General features: G+C 43.8%; 15 protein-coding genes. 4 read left to right on the top strand and 11 right to left on the bottom strand.

All coding sequences use genetic code 11. From position 1 onward, the window contains the following. Positions 1 to 142 precede the first annotated feature (142 nt). Together L6475_RS05390 and trmD are read left to right on the top strand one after the other, a co-directional pair. On the top strand, positions 143 to 994 hold the full coding sequence (locus L6475_RS05390) for a patatin family protein (RefSeq protein WP_237824031.1): 852 nt from the start codon (positions 143 to 145) through the stop codon (positions 992 to 994). Further along, the gene (gene trmD / locus L6475_RS05385) at positions 985 to 1,665 is read left to right on the top strand and encodes a tRNA (guanosine(37)-N1)-methyltransferase TrmD (protein ID WP_237823308.1); all 681 of its coding nucleotides are present in this window, start codon (positions 985 to 987) and stop codon (positions 1,663 to 1,665) included. Before L6475_RS05390 ends, trmD begins: the two co-directional genes overlap by 10 nt. 106 nt (positions 1,666 to 1,771) lie before the next feature. On the opposite strand, the gene L6475_RS05380 is transcribed toward trmD, so the two are convergent. Genes L6475_RS05380 through L6475_RS05365 form a run of 4 tightly spaced genes read right to left on the bottom strand, consistent with a single transcriptional unit; the run spans position 1,772 to position 6,649 of the window. After that, a complete protein-coding gene (locus tag L6475_RS05380) occupies positions 1,772 to 2,941 on the bottom strand; it encodes a DUF6057 family protein (protein ID WP_237823305.1) in 1,170 nt (389 codons plus the stop codon). After that, positions 2,941 to 4,986: an alpha amylase C-terminal domain-containing protein gene (locus tag L6475_RS05375; RefSeq protein WP_237823302.1), complete on the bottom strand. Its 2,046-nt coding sequence runs from the start codon at positions 4,984 to 4,986 to the stop codon at positions 2,941 to 2,943. Before L6475_RS05375 ends, L6475_RS05380 begins: the two co-directional genes overlap by 1 nt. Before the next feature lie 48 nt (positions 4,987 to 5,034). Continuing rightward, positions 5,035 to 5,478 (bottom strand): YhcH/YjgK/YiaL family protein, encoded by a 444-nt coding sequence (locus L6475_RS05370; protein ID WP_237823299.1) that lies wholly within the window; start codon positions 5,476 to 5,478, stop codon positions 5,035 to 5,037. A 55-nt stretch (positions 5,479 to 5,533) separates the two neighbouring features. Continuing rightward, positions 5,534 to 6,649 (bottom strand): phosphatidylinositol-4-phosphate 5-kinase, encoded by a 1,116-nt coding sequence (locus L6475_RS05365; protein ID WP_370641677.1) that lies wholly within the window; start codon positions 6,647 to 6,649, stop codon positions 5,534 to 5,536. Positions 6,650 to 6,821: 172 nt separating this feature from the next. Between L6475_RS05365 and kdsB the strand changes: the two genes are divergently transcribed. Next, complete coding sequence (gene kdsB, locus L6475_RS05360) at positions 6,822 to 7,577, top strand: 3-deoxy-manno-octulosonate cytidylyltransferase (RefSeq protein WP_237823293.1); 756 nt, start codon at positions 6,822 to 6,824, stop codon at positions 7,575 to 7,577. Here kdsB and L6475_RS05355 read toward each other — a convergent pair. Continuing rightward, positions 7,547 to 8,215, bottom strand: coding sequence for a DnaJ domain-containing protein (locus tag L6475_RS05355; protein ID WP_237823288.1), 669 nt, complete (start codon positions 8,213 to 8,215; stop codon positions 7,547 to 7,549). The genes kdsB and L6475_RS05355 overlap by 31 nt on opposite strands. A 190-nt stretch (positions 8,216 to 8,405) precedes the next feature. Between L6475_RS05355 and L6475_RS05350 the strand changes: the two genes are divergently transcribed. Next, positions 8,406 to 9,542 carry a Rid family hydrolase gene (locus L6475_RS05350; RefSeq protein WP_237823285.1) on the top strand — a complete coding sequence of 379 codons (1,137 nt, stop codon included), beginning with the start codon at positions 8,406 to 8,408 and terminating at the stop codon, positions 9,540 to 9,542. A 536-nt stretch (positions 9,543 to 10,078) separates the two neighbouring features. Here L6475_RS05350 and aat read toward each other — a convergent pair. The 6 genes from aat to araA form a co-directional block, all read right to left on the bottom strand. Then, on the bottom strand, positions 10,079 to 10,777 hold the full coding sequence (gene aat / locus L6475_RS05345) for a leucyl/phenylalanyl-tRNA--protein transferase (protein WP_237823282.1): 699 nt from the start codon (positions 10,775 to 10,777) through the stop codon (positions 10,079 to 10,081). Positions 10,778 to 10,827: 50 nt separating this feature from the next. Further along, positions 10,828 to 13,125 (bottom strand): AAA family ATPase, encoded by a 2,298-nt coding sequence (locus L6475_RS05340; RefSeq protein ID WP_237823279.1) that lies wholly within the window; start codon positions 13,123 to 13,125, stop codon positions 10,828 to 10,830. Positions 13,126 to 13,130: 5 nt separating this feature from the next. Continuing rightward, positions 13,131 to 13,439 (bottom strand): ATP-dependent Clp protease adaptor ClpS, encoded by a 309-nt coding sequence (locus L6475_RS05335; protein WP_237823274.1) that lies wholly within the window; start codon positions 13,437 to 13,439, stop codon positions 13,131 to 13,133. Positions 13,440 to 13,584: 145 nt separating this feature from the next. Beyond that, positions 13,585 to 14,271 carry an RNA polymerase sigma factor RpoD/SigA gene (locus L6475_RS05330; protein ID WP_237823271.1) on the bottom strand — a complete coding sequence of 229 codons (687 nt, stop codon included), beginning with the start codon at positions 14,269 to 14,271 and terminating at the stop codon, positions 13,585 to 13,587. A gap of 1 nt (position 14,272) precedes the next feature. Then, the gene (locus tag L6475_RS05325; protein ID WP_237823268.1) at positions 14,273 to 15,871 is read right to left on the bottom strand and encodes a xylulokinase; all 1,599 of its coding nucleotides are present in this window, start codon (positions 15,869 to 15,871) and stop codon (positions 14,273 to 14,275) included. 6 nt (positions 15,872 to 15,877) lie between these two features. After that, the gene (gene araA / locus L6475_RS05320) at positions 15,878 to 17,416 is read right to left on the bottom strand and encodes an L-arabinose isomerase (protein WP_237823265.1); all 1,539 of its coding nucleotides are present in this window, start codon (positions 17,414 to 17,416) and stop codon (positions 15,878 to 15,880) included. Positions 17,417 to 17,534: the final 118 nt, after the last annotated feature.

Genomic DNA, 17,534 nt, shown 5'->3' with positions numbered 1-17,534 from the left:
TTAAAAGGTTTCCGATTCTTTGTTTTTACTGAATGCTGATAAAATAAATAGAAAGTGTTTAGTTTTCGAAATAAGAAACGCATGATTTAATTCAAAAGAAAACAGACGAAATGCTTTTTAGCATAAAGTAATAAGACAAATGATGAAACGAGGATTAGTACTTGAAGGTGGAGCCATGCGAGGGCTGTTTTCGGCAGGTGTATGTGACGTAATGATGGAACACGACATCTGGCCGGATTCACTTATTGGAGTATCAGCAGGTGCAGCCTTCGGGTGTAACTATAAATCCCGTCAACCAGGAAGAGCTATCCGATACAACATGCGTTTTGCTAACGACAAACGCTACAGTGGCATTCAGTCCTTGCTACTCACAGGAGATTATTTCAATGCTGAGTTTGCCTATCACATTGTTCCAACGACCTACGACCGATTTGATGACGAAGCTTTTGAACAGAATCCTATGGAGTTTATTGTAGTATGTACAGATGTCACTACTGGACGTGCAGTCTATAAACGATTAGAACATTCAAATTCAACTACATACGATTGGATTCGTGCTTCAGCATCCATGCCACTTGCTTCAAGAGTTGTTGAAATAGACAATTTCAAACTACTTGATGGTGGTGTAGCCGACTCTATTCCTTTAGAACATTTCGAACAATTGGGATATCGACATAACGTTGTAGTACTCACGCAACCAGATGGCTACCAAAAAGAGCACAATCGTTTGATGCCACTTATGCGGATTGCTTTAAGGAAATATCCCAATATGATTAAAGCACTTGACATTCGGCATACAATGTACAATCGTCAATTGGAATATGTCAGACAGGCAGAAAAAGAACAACGTTGTCTGGTAATCAGACCTTCAGAGAAAATACCTATCGGCCATGTATCTCACGACCCTCAGCAAATGAAGGCTGTTTACGATATGGGGCGTGCAGAAGCTGAAAAGAACATAGAAAGAATAAAAGTTTTTTACGAATGCGAATAGACATTATCACCGTACTACCCGAAATGTTAGAGGGTTTTGTGCACGAATCCATTTTGGCACGTGCCGAAAAGAAAGGACTGGCCGAGATACGGCTTCATAATCTGCGTGACTATACGCTCGACAAATGGCGCCGGGTTGATGACTACCCATATGGCGGAAGTGCAGGAATGGTGATGCAGTGTGAGCCCATCGACCGATGCATCACCGCACTAAAGGCTGAGCGTGATTACGATGAAGTTATATTCACTTCACCCGATGGTGAGCGGTTTGACCAGCATATGGCTAATGAGTTGTCTTTGAAAGGAAATCTTATCATCCTGGCTGGCCATTACAAAGGTATCGACCAGCGGGTTCGCGATCATCTGATTACAAAAGAAATATCTATTGGCGATTTCGTTCTTACTGGCGGTGAACTTGTTGCTGCAATGATTGCTGATGCTATTGTCAGAGTAGTACCTGGTGTGATTGGAGATGAGCAAAGTGCTCTTAGTGATTGCTTTCAAGACGACCTTCTTGCAGCTCCTATCTACACCCGTCCCGCTGACTACAAGGGATGGAAAGTGCCAGAGATTCTACTGAGTGGTAACGAAGCGAAAGTCCGTGCATGGGAATTAGACCAAGCGCTTGAACGCACTCGCAAGCTTCGCCCTGACTTATTAAAAGAAAAATAAGGCAGAACCATTATACTTACATACACCGGAAATACAAAAAGTGATTCCTTTTTTGCGGGAATCACTTTTTTATGATACATTACTTTCTTATGCCATTATTACAGAACTATTTCTTTCTATTAGCGCAATAATAATAGTAATACCAATACGACCCACCATAACGTTCAGCCAATACAGCTTTTCGTTCATTGGGACTTTTGTATGCGTCTCTCAATTCTTGAAAATTGTTCCAATCTTCATCCATCACATCATCCTTATACACCAATGATGGGTTATACTTCAGGTGATTATACAATATCAGAGCTTCACGGAAATGTTTTGGCAATGGCTGGTTTACATCATAATACTTAGGAAGATAGTAAGCGAAATCATCCAATCGACCATCTATAAGACAACCACACAAACGATAATCTGCCACAGCAGTAGTGGCCAACGAATCTTTCTCCAACAAGTCGAAGTAACGATTCATGGTAGATATACCTATTGGTCTGGCTCCAAAATAGTTGTAAATACTATCTCGCGAGAGCAACACGACCCTCGAGCGTCCTTTCATCATGGGAAGAAGATCATCGCTATGACCTACGATAGGATATTCAAACAGCCGCTCACCCAATTGTCCTTTCAACGATAATGCATAGGCACGCAACATAGTCAAGTGGACATCTGTTTCAGATGAACGCTCACCAGTTCGCAAAGCCTCGTCAAGTTCACCGTTCATTATAGAAACCTCTACATGAGACCTATAATGTGCCACAGCGTTGGTGATGCTCAGCATTGCAACCATCAGCATCATCATCACCATTTGCAACACATTTCCCCACACGCGACGTGAGAAAAAGCCAGTATTCACTTTTGAATTATCGAATGGCAAAGCCAGTCGCGACACCCATACTACCAATCCCCAGGTCAGCAATGCCAAAGGAGTTATCCACCACCAGCGAGAAGAAATACAATAATCAGAAAACTGAGGATTGATATCACTTATTATTGCCAGCAGCAACATTGAAGGGAAATAGGTCAAGGCATGAGTACGCTTTGCCAATCCTGTGGTTCGAAATACAATCTGTTGAATAGCCAATAAGGCAAAAGTAATGGCAAGAGGACTTACTACACGATTATAATGTGTCTGTCCCCCACTCCACACATGCTGAGCTACCATCAACAAATCAGCCTGGAACCAACACAGCCAAGCTAAAGAAAATGTACAAAAAACGACAGCACACACCACTTGCGTAGTGGTGGTGCTGCCTATTCTATTTAGAGTATTACTATTCATCAGATTTTTTTAAGCACTACAGCCGAACGAGCGGGAATGTACAATTTCAACCACTCTTTATGATCCTGTACATAGAGCGGATCATAATTTGTAAAGTGAGTAACTGTATCATCTGCGAACCCATGACCACCGAACTGAACTGCATCGGTATTCAACACTACCTCATATGATCCTGTTGGCACCAGGAATCCATAGTCAGTAAAGGATTGAGTGGGTGAGAAATTGAACACGAACACCAGATCGCCGCGCATGAATGCCAAAACTTGATCACCATCGTTATGCCATATTTCAACTACGGGTTTATTCTGGAAGTTACGCACAGATTTAATTACCTTCAGCATCTCACGGTCAAAATCGCCCAACCAGTGATAACAGAGGTCTGGATTATCTACAAGATGCCACTGTCGGCGGGCATATTTATACGACCACCCATTACCTTCACGCGGGAAATCTATCCATTCAGGATGTCCGAACTCATTGCCCATAAAGTTCAGGTAGCCACCATTGATGGCAGCAGCCGTTACCAGTCTGATCATTTTGTGAAGAGCAATGCCTCGTTCAGCTACGCCATTGACATCTTTCTTGGCAAAGTGCCAATACATATCAGCATCAATAAGACGGAATATAATTGTCTTATCACCCACCAAGGCTTGGTCGTGACTCTCACAATAACTGATTGTCTTTTCATCAGGACGACGATTCTTGACTTCCCAGAATATAGACGAAGGTTTCCAGTTTTCATCGCTCTGTTCCTTGATGGTTTTAATCCAGTAATCAGGTATATTCATCGCCATTCGATAATCGAATCCATAGCCTCCGTCCTCAAATTTTGCAGCCAGGCCAGGCATACCGCTAACTTCTTCGGCAATGGTAATAGCCTCTGGATTCACTTCATGAATCAGGCAGTTGGCTAAAGTCAGATAACAAATGGCATTGTCATCCTCATGGCCATTAAAATAATCTCCATATCCACAGAAAGCCTCGCCAAGACCATGACTATAATAAAGCATTGAGGTTACGCCATCAAAGCGGAATCCATCAAAATGGAACTCCTCCAACCAGTATTTGCAGTTTGAAAGGAGGAAATGCAGCACCTCGTCTTTTCCATAGTCGAAACAGAGAGAGTCCCAAGCCGGATGTTCATGACGTTCACCGGGATAGAAAAATTGGTTGGGATCTCCACAAAGATTGCCTAATCCCTCAACCTCATTCTTCACTGCATGTGAGTGAACAATATCCATTATCACAGAGATACCCAGTCTGTGGGCCTCATCGATAAGAGCCTTAAGTTCTTCTGGCGTACCGAAACGGCTGCTTGGGGCAAAGAACGATGACACATGATAACCGAACGAACCGTAATAGGGATGTTCCTGAATAGCCATCACCTGAATTGCATTGTAACCATCTTTGGCGACTCGTGGCAAAACGTTAAGGCGGAACTCCTCGTAGGTACCTACTTTTTCAGCATCTTCTCCCATTCCCACATGGCATTCATAAATAAGAAGTGGATTTTTCTTGGGTTTAAAGCCTGCTTTTTTCCATACATAGGGAACAGCCGGATTCCATACCTGAGCAGAGAATATTTTTGTCTGGTCATCTTGAACCACACGTCGGCACCATGCTGGTATGCGTTCACCTTCACCACCATTCCATTTCACTTTCATCTTGTACAACTGACCATGCTTCAAATCCTTTTCCTTAAGGCGAAGCTCCCAGTTGCCCGTGCCTTCTATACGCTTACAACGATATTTCTCATCTTCTTTCCAATCGTTGAAGTCGCCGATAAGATATATGTCGGTAGCATTCGGTGCCCACTCACGGAACACCCATCCACGTATCTGCTTATGTAGTCCGAAATAGAGATGGCCTGATGCAAAGTCGCTCAGGGTTATCTTTCCGTTTCTTGTCAGTTGATTGATTTTCCAAACAGCATGTTCATGTCTGCCGCGAATTGCGTCTTCAAACGGCTCGAGCCATGAATCGTTCTGAACGAGTCCAATGTGGACTTTCTTGCTTGTTCCCTTAGTTTCAGAGTTTGCTTTCATAATGGTTTTATCTATTAGGTTATATCGTGAATTATTATTGAATCACAATCAGGCCTTTACCTTGAATATTGCCTTTTTGATCTGCTTATTCGATGATATGCATGGCGCATGCCCGTCTTGTGGAAAGAATATAGCAAACATTCCTGGCTGGCATTGAACAAAGCTCTCAGCCTTGCCTTCATATTTGGTAATATCTTTTTCTGCATTATATGGTGTTTGTGGTAAACGGCACAGGGGGGTATATCCATATACTTCAGCAGTATCTAATGGTATCTGAATATCAACCATCCTCACATGAGTTTCTATCACAGCCTCGTCGGGTGTACGACTTTTGGCTACTTGTATGTTTACGAACAAATCATCACCCTTGATGACATGTTTTCCTTCATCAAGATTATTCAGATTATTGTTTTTCAGAAAGGCCACCACATCCTTAAACAATGGGTTCAGCGATTCGTACTTTTCGAGATTTTCCAACGTATCAATGATCATAGGTACAAAAGAATGATTTTGAGTTATTGAGTTAAATATGTTCTGATTATGGTTTTTATCTGTTCAATTGTCGGCGGCCAAGACTGTAAGTACCTTGCGCCACGATATTGCCATTGCGGTCTTTCTCAATAAATTTACCATCGCGCTTTCCATCGGCATAATTCCCTTCAAAACGCATACCATCTTTGGTTTCCTCTATTGCAAACCCATGACGTTTTCCGCCTCTAAATACAGCCTTGAACTTTGAACCGTCAGCCATGTGGCCTATGCATTCGCCTTCAGGCTGTCCATTTTTGAATTGTCCGTCAACAACATCACCTTGCTTAGTGGTCAGTTTACCACGCCCATTAGGCTCATCATTTTTCCACTGTCCTACATAGGTGTTTCCATTTTTCCAGACGAGTGTGCCCTGTCCTTGACGGTCTCCGTTATAGAATTGTCCTGTATAGCGATCGCCATTGGCAAAATTGAAAATGCCTGTTCCACTCCGTTCTCCCTGGAAATAGTCACCTTCATAGACATCACCATTATGAAAACGGTAAATACCTTTGCCGTGCATCAAATCGTTTTGGAACTGACCGGTATAAACATCACCATTCGCATATTTAAAGGTTCCTCGTCCCACCTTAAGATCCGATTTCCACTCACCATCATAGCAACTTCCGTCTTCCCAACAGAAAAGTCCGCGACCATTTTTCTTATCGCCTTTCCACTCACCATCATAGTAAGCACCACTTACAAAAGTGTAGAGGCCTTTTCCGTCACGATTGTTTTCACGCCAGTTACCATCATACTTATCACCATTGAAATAGTACATGATACCATGACCTTGTTGTACATCGCGAAACCACAGTCCTACATACCTATTGTTGTTAGAGAAGTAGTATGTACCCTGACCGTGCTGATGGTCTTGCATCCACTGGCCTTCGTATTTTTCGCCGTCAGAAAAGTTATAGACGCCGTATCCCTGACGCTTGCCTTTGGCATATTCACCTTCAAACCAGTCGCCGTCTTTCCACATAGTTTTTCCTTTACCATGAGGTTTTCCTGCCGACATTTCTCCTTTGTATTCACCGCCGTCTTTCAATGTACACGAACCTAATGTTATCTTTTGAGCCGACGAAGAAAGAACGAACAAGCTTAGTAATATAAATATGTATTGTTTCAAAATATTCGAGGTATTTAGTTTCAACTTCAAAGGTACGAAGATTTGTTTATATAGCAAAAATATATTACTTTTTTTAACGCATATTTGGCGAATAATGCGTATCTTTGCATGCAATTATCTGCCCGATACGACTCATTGTCGTATTGGTTATTATGTAAAAATAATTTCATTAAAAATGGCGAAAACAATTGCTATAATTCCAGCCCGCTATGCCTCAACCCGCTTTCCTGGCAAACCGCTGGCCATATTGGGAGAAAAGCCTGTTATTCAGCGTGTTTACGAACAAGTGATGGATGTGCTCGACGAGGCCTATGTGGCCACAGACGATGAGCGTATTCTCCAAGCCGTCAAGGCCTTTGGCGGCAATGCCGTGATGACTTCTCCCCACCACAAAAGTGGTACCGACCGTATTCAGGAAGCAGCAACACTGATTGGTACGAATGCCGATATCATCATCAATGTCCAAGGTGACGAACCTTTTATTCAAAAGAGTCAGTTGCTTACAGTAAAGGCACTTTTCGAGGATGCTCAGACACAGATAGCCACTTTGGGTAAGCCTTTTGAAAGTATTGAGGCAGCCGAGAACCCCAACTCCCCCAAAATTGTGACCGACGTTAATGGATATGCTTTATATTTCAGCCGTAGCGTAATCCCCTTCATCAGGGGCAAAGAAAAAAGCGAATGGCTTTCTTCATTTCCCTTCTTAAAACATATCGGCCTCTATGCCTACCGTCGCGAGGTGCTGGAAGAAATAACAAAACTGCCCCAAAGTCCGCTTGAAATAGCTGAGAGTTTGGAGCAGCTTCGTTGGCTACAAAACGGCTATCGCATCAAGGTTGGTATCACCGACATTGAAACCGTTGGTATCGACACGCCAGAAGATCTGGTACGCGCCGAACATCAGCTACGTCTCATTTCCTCTAACAACTGACGCTGACGTTCAGACAGTCTCGTTGGCAGCGATACATTGTAGGTCAGGATAAGATCCTGGCCTGCATTTCCTTTACCGCGCAAACGGACTTTTGAGTTGGGTTGGGTACCCGGTTTCACTTTCAGTTTAAGTTTCTGACCTCCAGGCAGTCCCACAATCACCTCACCACCCAGCAATGCTGTATAGAGATCAATGCTCACAGATGCCTGTGACTCCTGAGGTTGTTGACTACCAAAACCACCAAAGCCAGAACCGAAACCACCTGCATTACCAAAGCCTGCTCTACGACCGCCACCACCGAAAAGGTTTTCAAAGAATGAACTAAAGCCACTTCCTGCACTGGAGAAATCGAATCCATCGAACGGTGATCCCCCACCCGCTCTGCCAGCACTACCACTACCGTAAGCATCTGCTTGACGCCATTGCTCTCCATACTGGTCATACTTGCGTCGTTTTTCAGGATCGTTCAACACATCGTAAGCCTCGTTCAAAGCTTGGAACTTTGCTTTCGCTTTAGGGTCGTCAGGATGCAAGTCGGGATGGAATTGTTTAGCCCGTTTCAGATAGGCTTTCTTCACATCCTTCTGCGGAATCGTTTTATCAACGCCCAAAATCTTATAATAATCTACAAATGCCATATCATCACTCCTCCTTTCTACACACTATAATGATTCTTTTTCTTTTCATTCTTTCTAAGTATCCGACTGCAAAAAACATGCCAATCAAGTGAATAGGCATACCTCCGTTTAGGTATTTTCTAAAAAAAACAATCAACGTCAATCTTTATCACAAAAAAATTTCTACCTTTGCAGCCTAAAAGAATCTATCATGAGAAAAATACTAACTTTTTCGAATACCAAAGCCGAGCTGTTTGAGTTTAAAAACGGAAATGAGGTAGAAGAATACCACCTGATGCTACACATTCAGGGTGACGGTCTCACCTTTCAGGAGCAACTGAACGCCCTACTGAATGATTACCATCATATTATAGAAAACGAATTGAAAGGTGCACAGACTGTACTGAAACGCTATTTTCTGAGTGATGCAGCCAATCAGGCCGATGCTGTAGTACTGGCCGACGATGATTCCTGCGCCCAGAGTATTATAGAACAGGCACCCCTTGACGGTTCGAAAATAGCCTTATGGGCATATCTCATGAAGAATGTAACCACACGCCAGTTACCCAGCGGTCTCTTTGAGGTGAGTCACGGTCAGTTCCGTCACCTATGGGGAGCCGGTGCCCATAATACAGCCGTAAATTCTGAATATCAGACACGTTTGCTCTTTAACGAATACATTATGCAACTTGCTCAGGAGGAATGTACATTAAAGGACAACTGTGTACGCACGTGGCTATTTGTAAACGATGTTGATGTAAACTATCAAGGAGTTGTTCAGGCTCGAAACCGCGTTTTTTTCACGCAAGGACTCACCCAAGACACTCATTTCATTGCCTCGACAGGCATCGGTGGCCGACAACAGGACGCTGCAGTACTCACCCAGATGGACACTTATGCCATAGCAGGCATTCAGCCAGAGCAGATACACTATTTGTATGCGCCAACCCATTTGAACCGCACCAGCGACTATGGTGTGAGTTTCGAACGTGGTACTCGTATTGACTATGCCGACCGCCGACACGTTCTCATATCAGGCACTGCCAGCATCAACAACAAGGGTCAAATAGAACACGTGGGTGATATCAGACAGCAAACACTGCGCATGTGGGAGAACGTCGAAGCCTTATTAGCTGAAGCCGACTGCACCTATGAGGATGTTGGACCCATGATTGTATATCTGCGCGATATTGCCGACTACCGTTTGGTGCGTTCACTTTACGATGAACGTTTCCCTAATCATCCTGTGGTTATACTTCATGCACCAGTTTGTCGGGCAGGATGGCTCATCGAGATGGAATGCATGGCCATAAAGGGAATCAACGAACCGGAATTACCTGCATTCTAATAAAGGAACAGCAGACAATCTATGTGAGTACCGGATGGTGTAACAAGTCCCCAAAAGCACATATTTATTCAGTTTGTTTTTCGAAAATTAAGACAAAGAAAAATCGCAAACTAGAACGGCTAGGATACCCAAAAACGACCTTTAGTGCAGTAAAAAGTCTATTATACCGCAACTGAATGCATCTTATACCGAAACGTACTGTCTATTATACCGAAACCTAACTTCAATTGCATCATAACTGAACGTCAATTGCAGTATAGAATGAATGCAGTTATGGTATAATAGAAGTTCTATTGTAGCCTTTTTTCAGGATTATATTAGGAAAAAGAGAGGCCGTTTTGATGATATATATTGTAAATAACTGATGATCAATCGGTTGCAAATTATTCACAACATGCTCATAATTCGCGTGTAGAAGTCCGAAGTAGGAGTTGGTGATTTTCGTGCGATTCTCACGCGTTCTAACGTTATAAATATACAGCAAGAAAGTGAATATACTTACAATTTAGCGCTATAAAGACAAAAGCGATTGGACTTCAATATTGAATCAATTTCAGATATTCCTCATAAGAAATATATCGTCCGCCCATAGAACGCAAGTGAGGTGTTTCAAGCTGGCAGTCGATTAATTGTCCGCCATTCTTCTTAAACACATGAGCCAAACAGATCAACGCCAATTTCGAGGCACTTGGTTCCAAGGAAAACATACTCTCTCCAAAGAATGATGATCCGATGGTAACTCCATAGAGCCCGCCCACTAACTGACCATTATCTGACGTCTCAGTAGAGCACGAGGCTTCATCGCCATCCTGATGTTTTCGCCAAACCTCAACACTCGCAGCAAACCCCTGACGATATAATTCGGTATAAGCCTCGATAATCTGAGGACCTAACCAGGCACCCTCCTCTTTGTTCCTGTTCTGTGCTGAAGCGCATCCACGAATCACCCCATCAAAGTTCTGATTAAAAGTAACTTCGTAACGCTGGCTCTTAATAAGTTGCTTCATAGAATGACTCACATGAATCTCATCTGGGAAAATGACGAAGCGCTGAAGCGGACAGTACCACAAGGGTTCTTTACAATCTTGATAGGAGAACCAAGGAAAGAAACCATTAGAATAGGCCAAGAGCAAGCGATCGACCGAGAGGTCACCACCCACTGCAACCAACCCATCAGGCTCGCCCAGATGGGGATCAGGAAACCAAAGTTCGTTGTCCAGTTGATAAACAGCCATGAAAAAGGTGTTGAATATTGAATAAAAAAGAGAATGTTGGATGTTGATGATTATGAAATTGCAGAAGATTCGCAGCCTACGATAGCAAGATGGGCATTTTCTACACTTACTGTGACGCTACCGCCATGCTTTAATCTACCGAAAAGAATCTCACGCATCAACAATGGTTTTAGCTGCTGAGCAATCACGCGATCCATTTCGCGTGCACCATATTCGGCAGTGAATCCTTCTTTCAACAGATGGTTAACAGCCTCAGGGGTAAGAGTCATGGTCACTTGCTTGGCCAACAGTTTTTCCTCTAACTGACGCAGTTTCTTTTGCAGAATAAGTGTAGCCATCGAATTGTCCATATCATGGAATACCACCGCACCTGACAAACGATTCAAGAACTCGGGCTTAAATGTCTTTTTCACTTGCTTCATCATAGCCTCGCCACGACTTACAGTATGATTGAAGCCAACGCTTTGTGAGGCATACTGCGCACCGGCATTGGAAGTCATGATAAGCACTACATTACGAAAATCGGCCTTATGTCCTTTATTGTCCGTCAGGCGAGCATAGTCCATCACCTGCAACAGAATGTTGTATATATCCTGATGTGCCTTCTCAATCTCATCGAGGAGCAACACACAGTTAGGTGTTTTGCGAATGCCATCGGTCAAAAGGCCGCCATCTTCATAACCAACATAGCCTGCGGGCGAGCCAATCAGTTTAGCCACCGTATGCTTCTCTGTATATTCACTCATATCGAAGCGAATCAGTTCAATACCCAATTCTTGGGCCAACACACGAGCAACTTCGGTCTTTCCCACACCTGTAGGACCTACGAAAAGGAGCGATGCCAATGGCTTGTTGTCATCGAGCAGTCCTGCACGAGACATCTGTACCGACTCAACCACTTGCCGTATAGCCTCGTCCTGACCATAAATCTGAGCCTGCATTCTTGAAGCCAGCGTCTCCAGTCGTTCATAATCCTCATCCACGGCAACTGCCAGTGCATCTACTTTACAGGTTTTAGCCAGTACATCGGCGATATCAGCTTTGGTAACAGCCATAGTCGATGATTGAGAGACAACTTCCTTAGCAGCTCCTGCCTCATCTATCAGGTCGATGGCCTTATCAGGCAAGAAACGATCGTTCACGAATTTTGCACTGGCCTCAACAGCAAAATCAATAGCAGCATCGTCATATCTCACGTAATGAAACTCTTCGTAGCGAGGTTGCAATTGGTGAAGGATGTTTTTTGTCTCTTCTATAGTAGGCTCAGTAATATCAATCTGCTGAAAGCGCCGGATGAGTCCTTTGGAACGTGAGAAATGGCGGTTATACTCTTCATAGGTGGTTGACCCTATAAAGCGTATATTGCCAGCTTCGAGATAAGGCTTCAGCATATTTGAGACATCCATCGAGCTGTCGCTCGTGGCACCGGCGCCCACCATGGTGTGAATCTCGTCAATATAGATAATAGTAGGAACAGACGCGCCGGTCTCATTTTTCTCGGCCGTTGCTCCTTCCATAATCATCTTAATGCGATTCTCAAAGTCACCACGATACTGAGTACCGGCCAGAAGTGTTCCCATGTCAAGCTGATACACTTTACAACCCGCAAGTCGTTCAGGCACCTTGCCTTCCTCAATCATTCTGACCAGTCCCCACACAAGGGAGGTCTTGCCCACACCAGGCTCACCTACATGTAATGGATTATTCTTATCACGGCGGCAAAGTACCTGAATGGTTCGCTGCAATTCTGCCTCACGACCTATCAGAGGATTCTGCTGCTCATAACAATCATTCATACAGGTCACCAGTTTTTTCCAAGCATCCATCTTTGGTGGAGCATCGGAAAAAGGATAATCTGACTCGCCATCATCCTCATCATCGTCACCAAAAGAATCATCGACAGTATCAAGCCAGTCAACAGCGGTTATGATATGACTGAGAAATAAGGGTTCATCATCCTTAATCGCATTTTTCAGCAGATAACAAGCCCATGAATCATTGAGCGACAAAAGTCCATCTAATAAATGAGGTATGTCGAGCGCTTTGGCACTGCTGTTCACTACATGCTGACAGGCAATCTCAATCAACTGGTTCATCTGTTCAGACGGCTCTACCATATATGAACGATCAGTCGGAACCTGCTCGGTCTCAAGCAAGTGTTCTTTCAAGTCGGCATTCAACCTTTCAGAGGGATAATACTCATCTAATATATGGGCATAATATGAATCGTCGATAAATGCCTTCAACAAATGCTCGGGCATAACAAACTCATGCCTGTACTCCTGGCAAAGCTCTGTTGCTTTACGAAAAAGCGTCGTTACACGTTCGGTCTTCTGTATTTCTTCCATACTTACTATTCTTCTTCTGGTTCAATGGTCAAGCGAAGAGGAAAACCCGATTCGCGAGCCATGCTTGTTGCTTTATTGACTTTCGAAACAGCTACATCGTAACTATAGATACCAACCAAAGCCTTGTCGGAATGATGTACTTGAAGCATCAACGCTTCGGCGTCGGCTTCGCTCTTAAAAAATATTTCTACGAGGATTTTCACCACAAATTCCATCGTGGTAAAATCATCGTTGTGAATATAAACCTTATACCGCCGCGGCTGCTTCAAATTGATTCGTTGACGCTCCCGGAGTGAAGACTGCTCTTTTGCCATAGATATTATACGAAATGTGCACAAAGCACCTTTTATTCTAATACTTGTCTATTTTTCTGCAAAGGTAGTAATAATTCATCAGTAACACAAAAAAAAGAGGAACACTTCATTGTATATGAGTGTTCCTCTTAAATCTGCCTGCTCCTTATCGAAGTTCAGCCAAGCGCCGCTTGTAATTTTTCTTCAATCGGCGCAGGCCTCGATCGCGAATCTGGCGTATCCGTTCACGCTTCAGCCCCATATCAAAGGCTATCTCAGCCATAGTAAGATGTTCTTGCTCAATACCGAAATAGGCGGTAATCACTTTTTTTTCTCGCTCATCGAGCGTGTGCAGAGCATATTCTACGGCATCGGCAATGGCTGCGCTATATACACGTTCATCGGCCAAAGGAGCAGTAGCATCCGTTAATACTGACAAGAGACTCATATTGGCACGTCCACCTAAAGGAGCATCGACCGAACGCGAAACCCCTGTTGGGGCACTCTCCACACGCATTTCATCGCTTTCCTGAAGCAAAGCCTTCTCAATCTGCTGACGAACAAACACAACAGCATAGCTTACAAAGCGTAATCCTCGCTCACCATCAAATTTGCGGGCCGCTTTCATCAATCCGATATTGCCCTCGCTGATCAAGTCATCGACAGCAAGTCCTCGCCCCTGATAATTACGGGCTATACTGACCACGAATCGAAGATTGGCCTCAACCAATTTGTTCAAGGCACGTTCATCACCATTTTTGATACGAATGGAAAGTCGGCGTTCCTCATCTTCTGAGAGAAGAGAGGACTGACCGATTTCATCTAGATAGACGTTTAATGAGTTCTCTTTCATATTATTTTTTACTAGCTACAGCAGCCTGCTCAATAGCGAGTCCGGCTTTGTAGTTCTCGATATACTTGTTAAAGCCTGCCACATCGTCGGCCGTAGGTTCAATGCTTGTACCAGTATTTCCGGCAAACACGACTTCCTCCAAATAGTCAGCAAGTGAAAGGTGCTTAGCATTGTTCACCAAATAACCGGCCAACAGGGCAATACCCCAAGCACCGCCCTCGCCAGCAGTCTCCATAACAGAGATGGGTGAGTTCAAGGCAGCAGCCAGCATACGCTGTCCGACGCCAGCAGTTTTGAAGTAGCCTCCATGACCTGTGATACGGTCAACCTTAACATTTTCTTCTTTCAAAAGAATGTCATTACCGAACTTCAATACAGCGATAGCGCCATAAAGGTGGCTACGCATGAAATTGGCAAGGTTGAACTTATCGTTGGCAGAACGAACAAACAATGGGCGACCATCGCTAAGACCAGTAACAGGCTCACCACTCACGTAGTTGTAAGCCATCAGTCCACCACAGTCAGCATCGCCCTCAAGGGCCTTATTGAAAAGTTTGCCATAAAGTTCGTTCATATCAACAGGCACACCCAACATTTGTTGATACTCTTTGAAAAGACCAACCCATGCGTTGATATCGCTGGTGCAGTTGTTGCAATGAACCATAGCAACAAGAGAACCATCAGGAGTCGTAACAATGTCAATAGGCTCGTAAGGCTTAGACAACTCTTTCTCCAACACAATCATTGAGAATGAAGATGTACCTGCACTTACATTACCAGTGCGCTGTTTTACAGCATTGGTAGCTACCATACCCGTTCCAGCATCACCCTCAGGAGGACATACAGGGATGCCTGCCTTCAAATGACCACTGACGTCAAGTTTCTTGGCACCCTCAGGAGTAAGGAAGCCTGCCTCTTCACCAGCATTGAGCGACTTTGGAAGAATATCTAACAATTTCCATGAGAAGCCCTTTGGAGCAATCAGCTCATCAAACTTCTTCACCATTGTAGCATCGTAGGTCTTCGTCTTGGGATCTACGGGAATCATACCAGAAGCATCACCTACTCCAAGAACGAACTGACCTGTAACTTGCCAATGCACATAGCCTGCAAGTGTTGTCAAATACTTGATATCGCTTACATGTTCCTCATTATCAAGGATTGCCTCATAGAGATGAGAGATACTCCAACGCAGAGGAATATTATAATTGAAAAGTTTTGACAGAGCTGCAGCAGCCTTACCTGTATTGGTATTACGCCAAGTACGGAAAGGTACAAGAATCTGATGATCCTTGTTGAAAGCCATATAGCCGTGCATCATGGCTGAGAAACCGATAGCAGCCAAGGCTTCAATCTCACAATCATACTGTTTCAGTACATCCTTACGCAACTCAGCATAGCAGTCCTGCAGACCATACCAGATGGCCTCAGTGCTATAAGTCCAAAGGCCATCTATTAATTGGTTTTCCCATTCGTGTGAACCTTGGGCAATGGGTTTATTCTCCTCATCGATGAGGACAGCCTTAATACGGGTAGAGCCAAACTCGATTCCGAGAATGGCTTTACCTGATTCAATTGTTTGCTTTGCTGTCATAGTCATATAGTATTAACGGAGAGCCTTATTGAGCATGAAGTAAACCTCGTTGTTGCGGAGGTTCTGCTTGAACTCATAAGTCTTAGTATCCTTGTTAATCTTGACATATTCAATTCCCAGCATCTCAGCAAAGTCTTCCCAATACTCCTCAGTAATATCGTAAGAGAAAGCACTGTGGTGAGTACCGCCAGCGAGAATCCATGCGCCAGCGCCAATCTCAAAGGTAGGCTGTGGAACCCAAAGAGCACTAGCAACAGGCAGATTAGGCATTGGCTTAGGCTCAATACACTCTACCTCCTGAGAAATCAGGCGGAAGCGGTTGCCCAAGTCAACAACGGTAGCCTTGATACCACGACCAGTCTTTGAAGTGAACACAAGGCGTGCAGTCTGCTGCTTGCGAATACCAATACCCAAGAAATGAACTTCCAGCTTTGGTTTATCAACAGCAATAAGCGGACAAACCTCCAACATATGACTCTGCAGACAAGATGAACGATCGCCAGCAAAGTTAAGTGTATAGTCTTCAAGGAAAGAACAACCTGTAGGCAGTCCTTGAGAAATTACCCAAAGAGTACGATACAGACAAGCGGTCTTCCAGTCGCCTTCGGCACCGAAGCCATAGCCCTCTTCCATCAGACGCTGAGAAGCAAGACCTGGAATCTGATCAAAGCCACAGAAGTCTGGAGCATCGATATCAGCATCGCCCAAGTCATCGAAGTTGGTAGTGAAAGCTGTTGCTCCTTCATCCTTCAATACTCGACGAAGAGCAATTTCTGCCTTAGCGGCATTCTTCACTTTCTCCCAATAAACTGCTTCACCACTTTCATCTATCTTAATGGTATACAGCTTCTTATACTCTTCAACCAATTCATCAGCCTCAGCATCGGTTACCTTCTTAAAGTAATCCATCAGAGAGCTAACAGGATAGTAATCTACGTGATAGCCCAAACGCTGTTCAAACTCTACGCGGTCACCATCAGTAACGGCTACGTTGTTCATGTTCATACCAAACATCAGGCAACGAACGTTGTGAGCATCGGCCACACCAGCAGCCACACGAGCCCAAACGGCAATCTGCTTCTGAGCAGCCTCGTCTTTCCAGTAGCCACAGACAACCTTACGAGGAACACGCATACGAGTACAGATATGTCCAAACTCAATATCACCGTGAGCAGACTGGTTCAAGTTCATGAAGTCCATATCCATCGTTGCCCAGGGAATCTCAGCATTATATTGTGTATGGAAGTGAAGCATTGGCTTTTTCAATGCCTGCAAGCCCTTAATCCACATCTTAGCAGGTGAGAAGGTGTGCATCCAGGTGATGATACCGATACATTTCTCCTCATTATTGGCTGCCAACATTACCTGTTCTACTTCTTTAGAACTGTTTGCAGTACCCTTATAAACAATTTTCACAGGGATATTGCCAGAGGCATTCAGGCCATCTACCATCTCCTTTGAATGTCCATCAACTGCAACAACTGCATCACCTCCATAAAGAAGCTGTGCTCCAGTTACCCACCAAATTTCAAAATTATCAAATGCTTTCATAATGTTATAATTTTTGTTAGTTAATAGTTTCTTATAATTTCACTCTTTATTTATTAATATTATTGGTTCAAATTTATATATCAACAATAATCATTATTGTATCAACAAAAAATGTGTC

This window comes from Prevotella sp. E9-3 (assembly GCF_022024015.1).
GTDB lineage: Bacteria > Bacteroidota > Bacteroidia > Bacteroidales > Bacteroidaceae > Prevotella.
Note: the sequence above shows the minus strand (reverse complement) of the source record. Positions and strands in the feature narration are given on the sequence as shown.